The organism is Kamptonema animale CS-326 (assembly GCF_028330895.1).
Taxonomy (GTDB): Bacteria; Cyanobacteriota; Cyanobacteriia; order Cyanobacteriales; family Microcoleaceae; genus Kamptonema; species Kamptonema formosum.
Window position 1 is genome coordinate 1 of the sequence record NZ_JAQMUA010000041.1, and the last position, 14,483, is coordinate 14,483.

Annotated in this window: 13 protein-coding genes and 1 pseudogene; 7 read left to right on the forward strand and 7 right to left on the reverse strand. The window is 44.9% G+C overall.

The annotated features are described in order from the left end of the window. Positions 1-1,024: pseudogene (locus tag PN499_RS02715) on the reverse strand (WD40 repeat domain-containing protein); the annotation flags it as partial. Then, positions 1,021-3,060, reverse strand: coding sequence for a P-loop domain-containing protein (locus tag PN499_RS02720; RefSeq protein ID WP_272030152.1), 2,040 nt, complete (start codon positions 3,058-3,060; stop codon positions 1,021-1,023). The pseudogene PN499_RS02715 and the gene PN499_RS02720, both read right to left, overlap by 4 nt. 127 nt (positions 3,061-3,187) lie before the next feature. Between PN499_RS02720 and PN499_RS02725 the strand changes: the two genes are divergently transcribed. The 3 genes from PN499_RS02725 to PN499_RS02735 all read left to right on the forward strand — a co-directional run bounded on the left by PN499_RS02725 (position 3,188) and on the right by PN499_RS02735 (position 7,409). Next, entirely contained in the window at positions 3,188-3,706 is a 519-nt protein-coding gene (locus PN499_RS02725; protein ID WP_272030153.1) for a hypothetical protein, read from the forward strand. Positions 3,707-3,867: 161 nt separating this feature from the next. Further along, entirely contained in the window at positions 3,868-5,823 is a 1,956-nt protein-coding gene (locus tag PN499_RS02730; protein WP_272030154.1) for an ABC transporter ATP-binding protein, read from the forward strand. 212 nt (positions 5,824-6,035) lie between these two features. After that, positions 6,036-7,409 carry a tetratricopeptide repeat protein gene (locus PN499_RS02735; protein WP_272030155.1) on the forward strand — a complete coding sequence of 458 codons (1,374 nt, stop codon included), beginning with the start codon at positions 6,036-6,038 and terminating at the stop codon, positions 7,407-7,409. Positions 7,410-7,447: 38 nt separating this feature from the next. Here the strand turns inward: PN499_RS02735 and PN499_RS02740 are convergent, their stop codons facing one another. From PN499_RS02740 to PN499_RS02755, 4 genes are all read right to left on the reverse strand, one after another. Beyond that, positions 7,448-8,173, reverse strand: a complete 726-nt coding sequence (locus PN499_RS02740; RefSeq protein WP_272030156.1) for a WecB/TagA/CpsF family glycosyltransferase — start codon at positions 8,171-8,173, stop codon at positions 7,448-7,450. Between the two features lie 408 nt (positions 8,174-8,581). After that, positions 8,582-9,052 (reverse strand): regulatory protein RecX, encoded by a 471-nt coding sequence (locus tag PN499_RS02745; RefSeq protein WP_272030158.1) that lies wholly within the window; start codon positions 9,050-9,052, stop codon positions 8,582-8,584. A gap of 290 nt (positions 9,053-9,342) precedes the next feature. Further along, positions 9,343-9,555 carry a hypothetical protein gene (locus PN499_RS02750; protein WP_272030159.1) on the reverse strand — a complete coding sequence of 71 codons (213 nt, stop codon included), beginning with the start codon at positions 9,553-9,555 and terminating at the stop codon, positions 9,343-9,345. A gap of 190 nt (positions 9,556-9,745) precedes the next feature. Then, positions 9,746-10,162, reverse strand: a complete 417-nt coding sequence (locus PN499_RS02755; RefSeq protein WP_272030160.1) for an AbrB family transcriptional regulator — start codon at positions 10,160-10,162, stop codon at positions 9,746-9,748. A 565-nt stretch (positions 10,163-10,727) separates the two neighbouring features. Between PN499_RS02755 and PN499_RS02760 the strand changes: the two genes are divergently transcribed. Together PN499_RS02760 and PN499_RS02765 are read left to right on the forward strand one after the other, a co-directional pair. Beyond that, positions 10,728-10,871, forward strand: coding sequence for a hypothetical protein (locus tag PN499_RS02760; RefSeq protein ID WP_272030162.1), 144 nt, complete (start codon positions 10,728-10,730; stop codon positions 10,869-10,871). An 83-nt stretch (positions 10,872-10,954) separates the two neighbouring features. Then, positions 10,955-12,121 carry a F420-0:Gamma-glutamyl ligase gene (locus PN499_RS02765; RefSeq protein ID WP_334311646.1) on the forward strand — a complete coding sequence of 389 codons (1,167 nt, stop codon included), beginning with the start codon at positions 10,955-10,957 and terminating at the stop codon, positions 12,119-12,121. 194 nt (positions 12,122-12,315) lie between these two features. On the opposite strand, the gene PN499_RS02770 is transcribed toward PN499_RS02765, so the two are convergent. Then, the gene (locus PN499_RS02770) at positions 12,316-12,462 is read right to left on the reverse strand and encodes a hypothetical protein (RefSeq protein ID WP_272030163.1); all 147 of its coding nucleotides are present in this window, start codon (positions 12,460-12,462) and stop codon (positions 12,316-12,318) included. A 253-nt stretch (positions 12,463-12,715) separates the two neighbouring features. Here PN499_RS02770 and PN499_RS02775 point away from each other — a divergent pair, with 253 nt between their 5' ends. Further along, complete coding sequence (locus PN499_RS02775) at positions 12,716-14,032, forward strand: GNAT family N-acetyltransferase (protein ID WP_272030164.1); 1,317 nt, start codon at positions 12,716-12,718, stop codon at positions 14,030-14,032. A gap of 33 nt (positions 14,033-14,065) precedes the next feature. Beyond that, the coding region (gene ruvX, locus PN499_RS02780; protein WP_272030165.1) for a Holliday junction resolvase RuvX at positions 14,066-14,483 on the forward strand (418 nt) is incomplete at its 3' end.

The following is a 14,483-nucleotide window of genomic DNA, read 5'->3' on the forward strand; positions in this document are numbered from 1 at the left end:
CCACTGCATATACCCCGCTAGTATGACCAGTAAGAGTTTTCAGTTCCCGGCCTGTCTCGGTGTCCCAGATTTTCAGGGTATTATCATGTGAAGCTGAAATCGTAGTTTTGCGGTTGGGTGGGATTTCAGCGGAAATCGCAGTTTTGCCGTTGGGTGCGATCGCCACTGCCATTACCCAGTTAGTATGACCAGTGAGAGTTTTAAGTTCTCTGCCTGTCTCGGTGTCCCAGATTTTCAGGGTACGATCCTTTGAAGCCGAAATCGCGGTTTTGCTGTCTGGTACGATCACCACTGCATATACCCCGCTAGTATGACCAGTAAGAGTTTTCAGTTCCCGGCCTGTCTCGGTGTCCCAGATTTTCAGGGTATGATCCTTTGAAGCTGAAATTGCGGTTTTTCCGTCGGGTGCGATCGCCACTGCATTTACCCAGTTAGTATGACCAGTAAGAGTTTTCACTTCCCGGCCTGTCTCGGTGTCCCAGATTTTCAGGGTATGATCCTTTGAAGCCGAAATCGCGGTTTTGTTGTCCGGTGCGATCGCCACCGCATTTACCTCGTTAGTATGACCAATAAGTGTCCGCAGTGCCCCTTCATTTGCCCGTTCTAAATTAGCCTTTAAAGGCTGGAACCAAAGACAATCTTTCGATTGTTTAGCCTGTTCTAGCATGGCTTGAATCTCAGGCATTTCAAAATCCAACAATCTTCCTAATAATTGCCCTGCCAGTTGGGTTTTATTCCTCTCCAAAACGTGCGCCGACTTGCGAATTGCCCCTTGAATCAATTTCAGAGTTTCTGTTTGCCCCTCCGACAGCAAAAAATCAGAATTTCTCGCTAAATCGTAATCCTCAATTAACAGTTGTACCCCCAATAATTCCAACTTCGCCTCAATAAAATCGAAATCTATCAGCCAATTGTAATAACGCTGAAACTCCCCACCTTTCACAAATTCGCTGGGTGCGTATTTCAAAAGATATTCTCGATCTTCCGCCCACTGCTTCGCCAACCACACACCTAAATCGCTCATTTCGGTGATCCTTCTGTCAAGTTATCCATAATTTGGCGGTTTATTTCTTCAAGAGTAATTCCCGCCGCTTGTACGGTTTCATCTGCTTCGAGAAACTGGCGAAAACTATTGTGATAAATACTGTAGCGAATTTCGCTGTTGACTTGCTGCTGTCGCAAAAATGAATCCCATTTCCTGAGTACCTGCTGTACTTTGAAAGCCGTCTCGCGGACAGATTTAGCTAACCAACGACAAGAAACTGGTTCCCGCGCTTGCGACAGCTTGTAGATAATGTTAACTTTCAATTCCAGTAGAGGATCGTCTTCCCTTCCCATCATCTGTCCCCAGTGTTTTTGATAATATGCTTGCAAACCCGCTGGCAAATCGTTTAAATTTACATCCTTGTAATCGCCGCTTTCGATTTCATCGAGTACATAACGGAGGTAGATAAATTTCTTTTCGCTTTTTTCAGCTACCGCTGTTACAAACTCTTCTCGCTGTAGATTTTGATGGTTAATCCAACTCTGAATTGATGCGCTTTTGTCGGTGCGTTTTTCAAGATAAGCCTTGACATCTACCAAACTTTCTGCATCGTACTTCATCAAATCAAAAACTCGATGATTCACAGGCAAAGGCAAAAATTCCGGGCGCTTCGAGACAATAAAATAAACATTATCCGGCAAAGCATCTGGCAAATAGAGAACATTGCTATTGTGCCCCTGGAAACTCAAATCAACTTCATCCAGCGCATCCACAACAAAGATTAACTTTTGGTTGCCCAATTTAGCGCGAACTTCTCCTAATAACCGAATCAGAAAATTGCCATCTTCCGTCGCATTTTCTGGCAGTTGCGGATAATCGAGTTTAAACCATTGAATTAACTGAGTGCAGGCATTTTTCAGAAATTGCTCTGCCTTGACAGTGCCTTGAGATTGCGAGTTGAAATGGGCAACACAGCATCGATTTAATAGCAACACTAACTTAGCCATAATCGCACTTTTTCCAACTCCCGGTTCAGCTTCTAAAACAAAATATCCTTTGGGATTTTGCTGCAAAAATTGGGTGATTGCGTCAAAAACAAACTCGCGCCCCGTAAAGTCTTGAATACTATCTTGAATAATCGTCTCGCACTCGTAGGGAAGCGGCAATCTAGTCGCAGAAGTATCAACTAATCTTTGCAGCGAGGCTTTAACCTGCGCCAAATCATCGCGGATATCAAGGGCGATCGCATCCAATTTATTAATCAGATCGCACACCTGTTGCTGAGTCGCCACCGCCTCCAATTTTTGCAGAACTTCCCCAGTTTGCAGCCCCAAATCTTTGAGTTCTCCCAAAGCGATTTGATGCAGATTCAACACCATCGCCGCAAACTTCTGCCCTCCCGTTTTCGCATCATCTTTCAGCACTTCGCGAAATGCCTTCGGGAAAGATTCATATAACCGATTGGCGACAAATTGTATAACATCAACATCAAAAGATTTACCCTGACTTGCTGCCAATTCACCGAGAAAAATCTGCCAATCTTCCGCAGTTAATCCCGTAACTTCATCAAACTCCTCAGCCTCAGCAGAAAAAATCAGATTTAGCTGGGCTTCAGAAATCCTTAAACCCCTTGACAAATCAGCCGTATTTGTGTTAATTTTCAGCCAATATTCAACAGCTTTATTAGCTAATTGATTGAAAGGTTCTGCTTGATAAGGTAAATTTTTGGTTTCTGCGATCGCAATTAACCGATCCGACTGAGCCACCTCTTTGAGAATATAAGCGATCGCCTCACCCGCCGCCAGAGTCAAATCGTGGTTATCGAGAATATTCCGATTTTTGCTTAAGCGTTCCGTTATCTGGTTTCCTAATTCCGTCGCCATCATACCGCCAGCCACACTAGCTGCGATCGCTCCCAAAGCCGAAACCCCTACAACTGCGATCGGGCCCCCCACTATCCCTGCCGTTGCACCAGTAGATACGCTGAGCGCAGTTGATATAGTTTGCCCAACTAACTGTATAGCACCGCATCCAATCAACCTGGTTTTAATATTAGCTAAATCAATCGGTGGCATAGATTCTTTTGTTTTATTTAACTTAATTTAATCCGAATTTCCTTCACAATAAAATTTTAAACCAGTCAAATCGAGATTTTTGCACTAGACTATAAAAACAGAAATCACCCAACTTCACAGCAGTCTAATGACTAACTCCAAACTTCTTCCCAAATTAATTGCATCCTGCCTGTGTTTCGGTATCCTCAGCAGCCTAGCCGCCCAAGCCAACCCATCATCAACAATAGCCCAAGCCCAAACACCCGCCCCCGCCGAAACAGCCGCCCCCACCGATAATATTGACCAGAAATTGCTTGGACAATGGGAAGCCACAGACCCATCCGGTCAGTCTTTCAGTTTCATCTTTGCCCCAGAAGGCAAATTATATCTAGTCGTCCAACCACCCCAAGGGGCCGCCCGCGCCAAAGAAATGAGATACAAAGTTGATGCCAAAAATCAACCAATGCACCTCGATGTCGGCCTCAGCGCCACTCAAACCGTAATGACCGTCTTTGAACTCACCGCTGAAGGTCTAATGCGCCTGCAATTGCAAGGAACCAAACCGGGCGACCCTAGACCCGCTGCTGTTAACGCTCAAGCAACCGTCTTTAAGAAAATTTCCGATACAGCGGCCTTACCAGAAAACACTCAGGTAATTGGTTTTTAACAACGAAAAAGGCGAAACACAATCATCGCCAATGTAGCGGATTGAACTTTATGCAAGAAGCAAAATTTAGCAGAAAATATCTCCTTGATTTTTTTCAACCTGTTGGCGAGACACTGTTAAAATCCAGTTAAATTCCCGTTAACTTTTGCTTTTAACCTTACATGAGTGAAACAGTCCTAGACGTTCGCGACCTGCGGGTTCAATTTCAATCTGCCGGCCCAGGCGAATCGCCTGTGCTAGTCAACGCCGTTGACGGCATCTCTTTTGAGGTGAAACGAGGGCAGACTCTAGGAATTGTCGGAGAGTCGGGGTCAGGAAAATCTGTCACCGCCCTCGCTGTCATGGGCTTAGTGCCGAGTTCATCCGCTGCTACCACTGGAGAAATTTGGTTTTCCTCCGCCAAGAGGGACGGCAAACAAGCTGTCACCTCTACACCTGTAAACTTGCTGCAACTCTTACCAAGAGATAGGCAACAATACCGGGGGAGCCAAATTTCCATGATTTTTCAAGAGCCTATGAGCTCCCTCAACCCCGTTTATACCATCGGGTTTCAATTAACAGAAGCAATTTGTCTGCATAAAAATGTTTCCGAAGTGGAAGCAAGGCGCGAAGCCGCATCATTATTACAAGAAGTAAAACTGTTACCGAGCGACTCAGAATTAAGACAAAAGTGCTTAGAAGAAAGCCAAGAAGGAAGTAAATTTGCAGAAAACGATCGCGATTTAATGCAATTAGTCAATCGCCAGAAACAGGCAATGCTAGACCGCTATCCTCACGAACTCTCTGGCGGTCAAATTCAGCGGGTGATGATTGCAATGGCAATTTCTTGCAATCCTACTTTGTTAATTGCTGACGAACCGACTACAGCTTTAGACGTAACAGTACAAGCAACTATCTTAGCTTTGCTGCGGGAATTACGCGATCAAAGAGGCATGGCGATGATGTTTATTACCCACGATTTAGGGGTAATCGCTGAAATTGCCGACTCCGTAGCCGTGATGTATCGAGGTAAGATTGTAGAATGCGGTGGCATTGAACAAATTTATACTAATCCTCAACATCCTTACACTAAAGGTTTATTAGCTTGTCGCCCCAATCCTGAGCGGCAAACGCTACGATTACCCACTATTGCTGATTTCATGGAAGTTACGACTTCTGGTAGTGGTGAATTTTTAATTAAGGAAAAAATTGGGAAAGTTGAAGAATATTTAAAGAGCGAAGAAAAAGTTAATTTTAAGCAATCAAACCCCTTACTTTCTGTTAAAAATTTGCGAGTGGGATTCCCTGTATCGGGAATGTTTGGGGAAATAAAACGCTTATTTATGGCAGTAAATGATGTTTCTTTTGATGTTCAACCAGGAGAAACTTTAGGCTTGGTAGGAGAATCAGGTTGCGGCAAATCTACTTTATCTAGAGCTTTGTTACAATTAATTCCGCTAACTAGCGGTCAAGTATTTTTTGAAGGTGAAGAAATTACACCCCCTAATCAAGCAAACTCTAAATGGCAATGGGCGCTCAACCATCGCCAAAATAGACAATACGCTCAGAAGCTACAATGGTTGCGGCGCGATCTGCAAATTATTTTTCAAGACCCTTTTAGCTCTCTCAATCCTCGCATAAATATTGGGGATGCCGTGATGGAACCGATGATGATTCACGGTGCTGGTAAGAGTATAAAAGAGCGGCGAGAGCGGACTGCTTATTTATTAGAAAGAGTTGGGTTGAATCCTGACTTAATGCGTCGCTATCCTCACGAATTTTCTGGGGGTCAAAGACAGCGAATTTGCATTGCTCGTGCTTTAGCTTTGAATCCTAAGTTTATTATCTGCGATGAATCAGTATCGGCGCTAGATGTGTCGGTACAAGCTCAAGTTTTGAACTTGTTAAAAGAATTACAGGGGGAATTTGGACTGACTTATATTTTCATTTCCCACGATCTCGGTGTAGTCAAGTTTATGAGCGATCGCATCATGGTCATGAATCGAGGCAAAATAGAAGAAATTGGGCCGGCGGAACAAATTTATCGGCAACCGCAACAAGCTTATACGCGCCAATTAATCGCCTCTATTCCGAGTGGGAATTTGGCACAAATTCAGCAGAAACAGGCAAGAAGATAAACTCAGAGCGCGTCTTACCTCTGGTTCATAATCCTTGATTGTCGTAAACTTTTCCCTGTTCCCTCTTTCTTCTTCCTTCTTCCCTAGCCCTGAGCATCGTAGCCCCTAGTCCCTAGCTATATAAAGCTGGTGCAGTCTAGCTTTAATCTGGTAAATTGATTGTTGAAGTAGCTTATACTTTCTAGATAATACTGCGAACAAGTGGTTAAATAATGACTGACTTAAATAAAAACACAGCTTCTGAATTAGACCTGGCTATTGTGGATTATGTAACAGCACTGAACGAGTTTGAGCAAGAAACACCAAAATCAGAGGGAAAAACTCTGAACGTCTTATTAGCTCGCGATGCCGTCGCCGTAGCTTTAAACTCACCAACTCAGTCTTCGGCGACAACTATAGCTAGTTTACTTCAGTTAGATGAGCGGTTAAAAACACAAGCTGGCGCGATCGCAGAGGCGGGTAAATTAGAAGACTGGCGTAGTAGTTTGAACCCTCCAGAGTCAGCCTGGTGGTGGTTTTTTCAACCAGCCAAGCAAGCACACTCCTGGGATCGTTTCGATGACCTCTGGAATGGGTTAAGCGTCCTCTGTATAACTGCGTTTGCTGCCTATATGACAAGCTTGGTACCCAAATTTGCTGTGGGCGGGTTCGGCCTGCTGGAATCATTTGGTATCATTGGCCCTAGCGGTTTGATGGCCTTGGCTTTGTCGAGTTTGCAAGGCGGAGGAGGAGAGAAAGTGATTAAGAATATGATGAATAAAGCGAGGATTCCCTCTCATTTACAGAGCGAAGTTACCTTGGGAATTGCGGCTACGCTATTGCTAGGTGCGATCGTTACTCAAGCCAACTTGCCTAAAATCGCTAACTCCTACTATCAGGAGGGACGCAAGTATTACGATCTAGGTCTATTGACAAATGCAGAGGAGAAGTATAAACAAGCACTTACCCTCGATCCAGACGATGACAAAATTAGCATTGCCTTGGGGGAAATTTATGAATCCGTAGGAGACATAGAGCAAGCACAAAAAATGTACAAAGGGTCATTAGAAAATGGAACTACTTTAGGTTTTAACCACCTAGGGCGTATCTATCGCCAGCAAGGGAAGTTCACGACAGCAGAAGCATTGTTCCGCATGGGTTTGCAGCGTAGCAACGATGACCTGATAAAATTTCAACTCCACAGAAATCTCGGATGGGTTCTATTAGACCAAAAAGAATATGGCAAAGCTGCTTTGGAGTTAGAATCTGCGATCGCACTCGACAAAAAAATTAATAAGCGTCGAATCGGCGGCGGGATGGCGAATTGCCTGCTAGCAAAAGTACGAGAAATTCAGAAAAATAAACAAAGAGAGCAACGAGAATGGGAGCATTGCAAAAAATTTGCTCGCCCGGAAACCCTCAATGAGTATAAATGGCTAGTTGAAACTGGGCCAAAAGATATTGCCTCTACGGTTGATACTTCTTCAGTAGTAGCTGGTAAGGAAACACTATTAATTCCACCAGCAACTCCACCAGTAACTCCACCAGTAACTCCCAATCTTACCTCCTCTTCTCCTAAGCCAAATACTACAAAACCCACTCCTTAAATTAAGTTGGTTAACGGTTAACCGTTAACCGTTAACCGTTAACTTTTGAAAACAGCTTTCAAGGCAAAATGTGGCAAAGCTAACATCCGCCGCCATCTCCAAGGTTCTTGATAAAGCCGATATAACCATTCCAAATGATTGTCACAGAAAAAGGCAGGAGCGCGGGTTTTAACTCCTGCCCAAATATCAAAGCTACCGCCGACTCCAACCCAAATGGCTTGGGGACACAGGTGACGATTTTTGGCAATCCAAAACTCTTGACGAGGCACTCCTAAACCCACAAAAATGAGCTTTGGTTGTAACTCTTTGAGAGAAGTTTCTAACTCTGTTTCTTCTGTTTCCGAAAGATAGCCGTGCTGAGATGCGATCGCTAATCCATTTACTCGCTGTTGCCAGCGCTCTGCTGCTGCGATCGCGACTCCTGGAGAACCCCCATAGAAAAATACAGGTTCATTGGAACCCATTTGTCCAACTTGACGCAGCAGTGATTCTGCTAACTCTATCCCTGGACATCGCTTGATGGTTTTGCCTTTGAGTCGCAAGTAGAGGACAACGCCTGCTCCGTCGGGAATCACAAGTTCTGATGAAGCGATCGCTCTAGCTAGGTTTGGGTTGCGCTCTGCTAGCATTGCCATTTCAGCATTCAGCGTCACGACATGACTGCCGAGGCCCCGATGCGATCGCGACATCAACCAGCCTGGGTAATCGTCTAATATGTGAACGGGTTGCCCCAGCACTGGAAATTGTGGGAGCTCGTAATCCATAATTCTGTTTTCATCTATCCTACACACCTACTAGGTTAGGCTAGCCGATCGCGGCAATCAAGGCTAGAGGCAAATTAAAATTAAAAATTAAAAATTAAAAATTAAAAATTTAATTCATCATTTTTAATGTTGCATTGTGGGATTGACTTTTTTCTGGTTATATGTGGATCGCAAGTTTAATAGGACTTACGCAGGGAGTCCCAGAAACCGGGTTTTTGAGAGAATCTGTGGGTAAGGGCGAAGTATTTTCGTAAAAAAACCCGGTTTCTGTGGTTGGGTGCCCAAGTCCTATTTAATTTTCGCGTCCTAAAACTTAGAGCGCTACGCCAACCCCCTTTTAATTTTTCTCTCCAAACCCAGCTTTAATCATCTGGATAAATTTAAGTTTTAATTTTTAACTTTTAATTTTTAATTTTCCTCTTCTGCTTCTCTCTGCCACTGCTGCCAAAGCTCAAAAGCATTAAACCCCCTATACTGCAAGTAATTCAAGACCTTTCCCTTCGTTTTCGGGTCAACTTTACTCCAGTCCTCGATCTTATATTTCCGCATTACCTTGGCTTTGAGTAGATCGAGTTTTTCGTCCTCTGTGTTCTCTGTTTCTGGGTATTGTTGTGCCCACACTTCTTCAAATAAATCCCCATCAATTCCTTTTTCTCTACACTTGCGCTTGACTACAGATTTACCATACTTACCGCTAGACGATCGAATTAGGCTAGCAACCAAGCGTGAGTCAGACTGATAGCCAAGATTTTGAAGTTCGGCGATCGCATCGAGAATATCACCCGCCTCAAACCCCTTGTCGTGCCCCTTTTTGTTAAGTTCAGAGACGCTGTAGTCCTTGCGACCCAACAGAAAATAGAAATAGTCCAGACAGTTCATCGGGCAGCCAATTTTTAGATTTTAGATTTTAATATTTTAGCTTGACAAAACTAAGGTTTGGGCGTATTACACGACCGCCCTAGCCGACCAGCAAAGATTCTAGATTTTAGATTTTAGATTGATTCTACTTCTGGAGGTTGACAGGGAAAGCGGAAAGGAAAGCCAAAGAAAAGTTTTCTTAATTTTCCTTCCCCTGACCCCGATCGCTTCCTCTTGTTTGAACAAACAGGAACTAAATTTGCCCTGCTGAGTTAGCCTGCGTGCAGATTTTTAGATTGGCAATTCTAGATTTACCTGCTTGGCTGGGAAGTGTACCCACCGCAGGCAAATGCCGGCAGATCGGAGATTTTGGAGAGCAGTTTTTCGATTTGTTCCACCGATTCGTCATCGAGGCGCAAAACTAAATAATCCAAAATCCCCAAGCCAAAATTTACTGTCGGCAAGGTCGCATAGCCGTCCGGATCGAGATCGGCAAGACTGATATTTTCTCCCTTGTAAAGCAACTAAGACTTACGCACTCAGCCGGATAATCCAGTCTAGGATAAGGCTTCCAGCCTTTTCACCAACGATCCGAACAATGATTTTTGTGTCAGTACGCAAGTCTTAGTAACATTAGCTAAACATAGAGGAACTAGGGACATAAAGTGTGGTTAGAGGAGTAAGTGCGGGAGTAGATTTACAATCCCCTAGTCTTTATTCTTCTCCATCTTCTTCATCGCCCTCGTCATCGCCTCCAATGTCAGTCATGTCAGCATCAATCTGAATCAAGCGGATGTGCTTGTAGCCCAATTTGATTTCAAACTCGTCCCCTGGCTTTAAGCCCATCTCTTTCGTATAATTGGCCCCAATAACAATCGAGCCATTTTTGTGAACGCTTGCTCGATAACTAGCTTCTCGGCCGCGACCATCAGCTTTGCTTTTCTCTAGCTCAATACCTTTAGCAGCTAGTACAGAGTCGTAAAACTCTGCTAAGTTGATGCGAGTATCGCCGCCTTTGCTGACTGTGTAGTAGCCGCAGAGTTTGGCTAGTTCTCGGCGTGGTAAATCGCTGCCTTTGATTTTTTGAAGCAGAGCTTTTCCTGTTAAAGGTGCTGTAGCTGTTTCTACCATTGAGAATACCTCGTGAATTTAGGTTTACTACATTAATTAGAACACATTACACCTAATTTATTTCACATTCTTTCTGTGGGATAAAGTCTTATTTCCATTTTTCTGGGAATTTTCAGGCCTTTTATTTCCGTCTCGGTCTGCTGGTAAGGATGAATTTTATCTCTCATCCTTGCATCAAAAATCCAAAATGGTATAATCCCTTGGGACAAGTTTTAGGCGGAGGGTGGTGTCGCTGTACTTTTTCAAAAGCGTTTTGACCATCCTGTTCTGCTACTGGCACGCGGTAAGATTGCGCCGAGAAGTGGTGCCGATCTTTGCGGTTGAGAGGGGATGGAAGAATAGGTAATACTACTAATTTGCTAAATTTGGTGGCAGCTAGAGGAAGTTGTCGCGTCTGGAGAGGGGAAGAAAAACTTAGCCTATGAATGTCACTGAGGATCGACTAATCAGTCTGATGCGTACCTAATCTAATTGGCTCCAAATTTAAGTAGGGAAATTTACTATCGGCGACCCAAAGGGGGAAAAGCGAAATGGGAAAGGGGAAAGAAGCGATCTCGTTCCGGCTGTGCCGGATAGCGATATAAAAGGCGATAGAAGAATAATAGAGGCAGCGATCGCAGGAATGCTACTCCTATTAACCTGGAATATGTCAGCAAAACAGAGGACAGCAGATTGGGTATTAAAAATCCGATCGCCACCTGAAAGTTAAGACCCAGAGGATAATTATCTTTGCGGCGCTTAACTTTAAGGTAATAATTGACTACAGTGAAATTTTGATAAGTGGTGATTTGAGTGATTGGCAGTTTAGCAATTGGAGTCGCAGCAGGAGCTTCACTGCTGGCATTAGGCGGATTCGCCCTAGAGTTGCAGTACCGTCTGCGTCCCGGCAATAAATTAAACCTGATGCCGGGAGATTGGCACTTAAGCGTAGCAGAACCCGATCGCTACCTATTAGTGGGGGAAATGGAATTTCAGAACCTAACCGATCGTTTTGAAATCATGTTGCCAGAGGTTGAGGCACGGGTAAAACTCCTATCAGATGGCAGTTTAGACGGAGTTACCCACAAAACCAAGGTGATTCCTTGCCACAAAGAGACACCAGCAAGAGCAGATGACTACTGGTTCGGGTATATCGTTAAAGCTCGTAAGACTACAAAAGTTAAAGTATCAGTAGAAATTCACGGCGAGGATTTGAATCAATTGCAGTCAGCTTGGGTGCAAGTAAATTATGTCACCTACGGCCCCCAAGGGCGGATTCCAAAAGTCCGTCATGTAGTCGTACCACTGCAATTTCCAACTTCAGATACAACTCCCAAAGCGAGAAATGTAGGTGTTGGCGATGTTTTTCCGATTCGTACCCACATATTGAGCCCAATTGATGACCCGGTAGAAGTTGTCAAGCGCTATGCTCTTCCCTACGCACAAAAAGGCGATGTGGTGACAATTGGCGAGACTCCTGTGGCAATTATGCAGGGCCGATTTCGTCATCCCAGCGAAGTAAAACCGGGATGGGTAGCAAAGCGGGTGTGTTTATTCTTCTTACCGACATCAAGTTTAGCGACAGCTTGCGGGATGCAGGCATTAGTTGATATTGTCGGGCCATTGCGAGTGTTGGCTGCATTTACAATTGGAGCGATCGCGAAAATCTTTGGCAAACCCGGAGTCTTTTACCAGCTAGCGGGGGAACAAGCACGACTGATCGACGACGTAACAGGTACGCTACCACCCTACGACCAGTTTATAGTCCTCGGCCCAGAAAATCCCCAGGAAGTAGTTGACCGCATTCAGCGAGAAACGGGAATGGCGAGTGCGATCGTAGACGCTAACGACTTGAAAGCAGTTAAAATATTAGCAGCAACTGTCGGTCTTTCCCCTGCCTTTTTAGAGCAAGCCTTGAAAAGCAACCCGGCGGGGAATGCTGACGAGCGAACGCCACTGGTTTTAATTCGACCCAGCTAATCTAAGGCAAATATAGCAACCGCCACAACGGTTAAGACACTCATTACATGGCTCAAACTATTGACTCTCTTCCCCTCTCTTCCCCTAGCCCCTAGCCCCTAGCCCCTAACCCCTAACCGCCCTGGCGGTTGCTATACCTAAGAGGAATTAATTACCCAATTAATTGCTCAACAACTCAACCGCTGTCTGAGCATTCAAGTAAAGGCCCAGAGAGCGGCGTTACCATCACTTGTGTAACCATAGAGAGTGAAGAGTAAAGGTTGAAGAGCAAAGGGGAACGGTATTAAAGGTAAAAGCAAAAAGTAAATAGGACTTATGCCAGAACCAGGTATGTCTGTCATTACGGGTCAAGCTCGATCGCCCTTGCCAGGGAAGCCAAACAAGCCGGAAGTAATCACAACCCTTTGTTTTTAGCCGATAATGGGTATATGTCCTAGTAAAAACACTTTCAAACATCAACCATCAAACTTTTTCCTCCACTCCCCCTATTAATTAAAAATTAAAAATTAAAAAATTAAATCTCACAATTTTTAATTTTGCATTTTTAATTTTTAATTGATTAAGTTGCTCCCCACCCCCCACCCCCCACCCGATATGAATCCCTTCCTGTCGCAAAATCAAAATCAAGTTGTCATCCGCCCCTTTCAATACCGGGACATAGATGCAATTGAGCAATTGTACGTCCAGACAACCGATGTAGAAGAGAATAAAGTTGCCACTAGCGATCTAGGGTTCAGCAGAAAGTTACAGCAGATTCGTCGCTGGTGTTGGCTGCTAAAATTTTTGAGCCTGTTCCCCAATCCTTGTCAGTACCTTTTCCGCGCCCACGTTGCCGAAGAAAGCGGTCAAGTTAGAGGCGTGGTTCAGGTTTCCCCCTTCAACCGTACCCGCAGCACTTGGCGAATTGATAGAGCATTCGTGGATGCAGAAGCTAGAAGCAAAGGTATCGGCTCGTTACTACTGCGCTATTGCTTTGAAAGCATTTGGGAAGCCCGCACTTGGCTGCTAGAGGTGAATGTTAACGACAAAACCACTCTGGCACTTTATCGGCAGAATGGCTTTCAACCTCTGGCTCAAATGACTTATTGGGCGATCGCGCAAGAGCGGCTTCAACAATTAGCCGAAGCGACACCAGATTTACCCAACCTTTTGCCCGTCAGTAACGCTGATGCCCAGTTACTCTATCAATTAGATACTGCATCAATGCCACCATTGGTGCGCCAAGTCTTCGATCGCCACATCCAAGACTTCAAATCCAGCTTTTTGAGAGCTTTAGTTGAAGGAGTTAGACAGTGGGCCGAACGCACTGAGGTAGTGAGCGGTTACGTATTTGAACCCCAGCGGAAAGCCGCGATCGGCTATTTTCAGGTGCAATTGTCCCGTGATGGCGATCGCCCCCACGTCGCCCAGTTGACAGTCCACCCAGCCTATACCTGGCTTTACCCAGAGCTACTTTCCCAAATGGCCCGTCTCGCCCAGGATTTTCCAGCTCAAACCCTACACCTCGCCTCCGCCGACTATCAGCCGGAGCGGGAAGCCTATTTAGAACAAGTAGGAGCCAACCGCATCGAAAACACCTTGCTAATGTCCCGCTCAGTTTGGCATAAGCTGCGAGAATCTAAGTCAGTTTCTCTAGAAGGACTCCAGCTATCGGAAGTGCTGCAAAGCTTCCAGCCAGCTCGCAAACCCGTACCGAGTCGAATGTCCTGGTTAGGCCCGATGGAAGAACAAGCCAATGGGACACCGGGAGTTCAATCAGATAGCAAGCCAAAATTGTTAGAAGGCTTAGGCGGCCAACCCAATGCAGCATCGGAAATCCCAGCTCCTGATGCTAAAACCATTTCCCCACTAAAATCAGATGTTCCTCCTCACCTTCCTAATCTTAATCACTTAGGAGCAGATACTAAATGATGGGCAGAAGCTAATTCTTGAGTGTGTTGACACATGGATTATAAGTGTAGAATTTCAGCATTGGGATTAGATATCGGTCAAAAGCGTATTGGCGTAGCTGGATGCGACGGCACTGGTTTAATTGCTACTGGTTTGGGAACGATCGCACGCTCGTCCTTTGATAAAGATGTAGCTCAATTCCGGCAGCTTGTGACAGAGCGAGGCGTACAAGTTCTAGTCTCTGGTTTGCCCTATAACATGAACGGCACTCTTGGTTTCCAAGCTCGACAGGTGCAAAAATACGCCTCCCGCTTAGCATCAGCTCTTGCTTTGCCTTTAGAGTACGTAGACGAGCGACTGACTTCCGTCCAAGCAGAGCAGTTAATGTTGACAGAAAATATCTCACCGTCGAGAAACAAGGCTTTAATCGATCGCAAGGCGGCGGCTATAATTTTGCAACAATGGTTAGACG

Excerpts from the sequence above, each read along its gene's own strand:
- PN499_RS02730 (WP_272030154.1), top strand. The coding sequence starts at position 3,868 with ATGAGTGAAACAGTCCTAGACGTTCGCGACCTGCGGGTTCAATTTCAA.
- PN499_RS02720 (WP_272030152.1), bottom strand. The coding sequence starts at position 3,060 with ATGCCACCGATTGATTTAGCTAATATTAAAACCAGGTTGATTGGATGC.
- PN499_RS02740 (WP_272030156.1), bottom strand. The coding sequence starts at position 8,173 with ATGGATTACGAGCTCCCACAATTTCCAGTGCTGGGGCAACCCGTTCAC.
- PN499_RS02770 (WP_272030163.1), bottom strand. The coding sequence starts at position 12,462 with ATGACAGACATACCTGGTTCTGGCATAAGTCCTATTTACTTTTTGCTT.
- PN499_RS02725 (WP_272030153.1), top strand. The coding sequence starts at position 3,188 with ATGACTAACTCCAAACTTCTTCCCAAATTAATTGCATCCTGCCTGTGT.
- PN499_RS02755 (WP_272030160.1), bottom strand. The coding sequence starts at position 10,162 with ATGGTAGAAACAGCTACAGCACCTTTAACAGGAAAAGCTCTGCTTCAA.
- PN499_RS02775 (WP_272030164.1), top strand. The coding sequence starts at position 12,716 with ATGAATCCCTTCCTGTCGCAAAATCAAAATCAAGTTGTCATCCGCCCC.
- PN499_RS02745 (WP_272030158.1), bottom strand. The coding sequence starts at position 9,052 with ATGAACTGTCTGGACTATTTCTATTTTCTGTTGGGTCGCAAGGACTAC.
- PN499_RS02735 (WP_272030155.1), top strand. The coding sequence starts at position 6,036 with ATGACTGACTTAAATAAAAACACAGCTTCTGAATTAGACCTGGCTATT.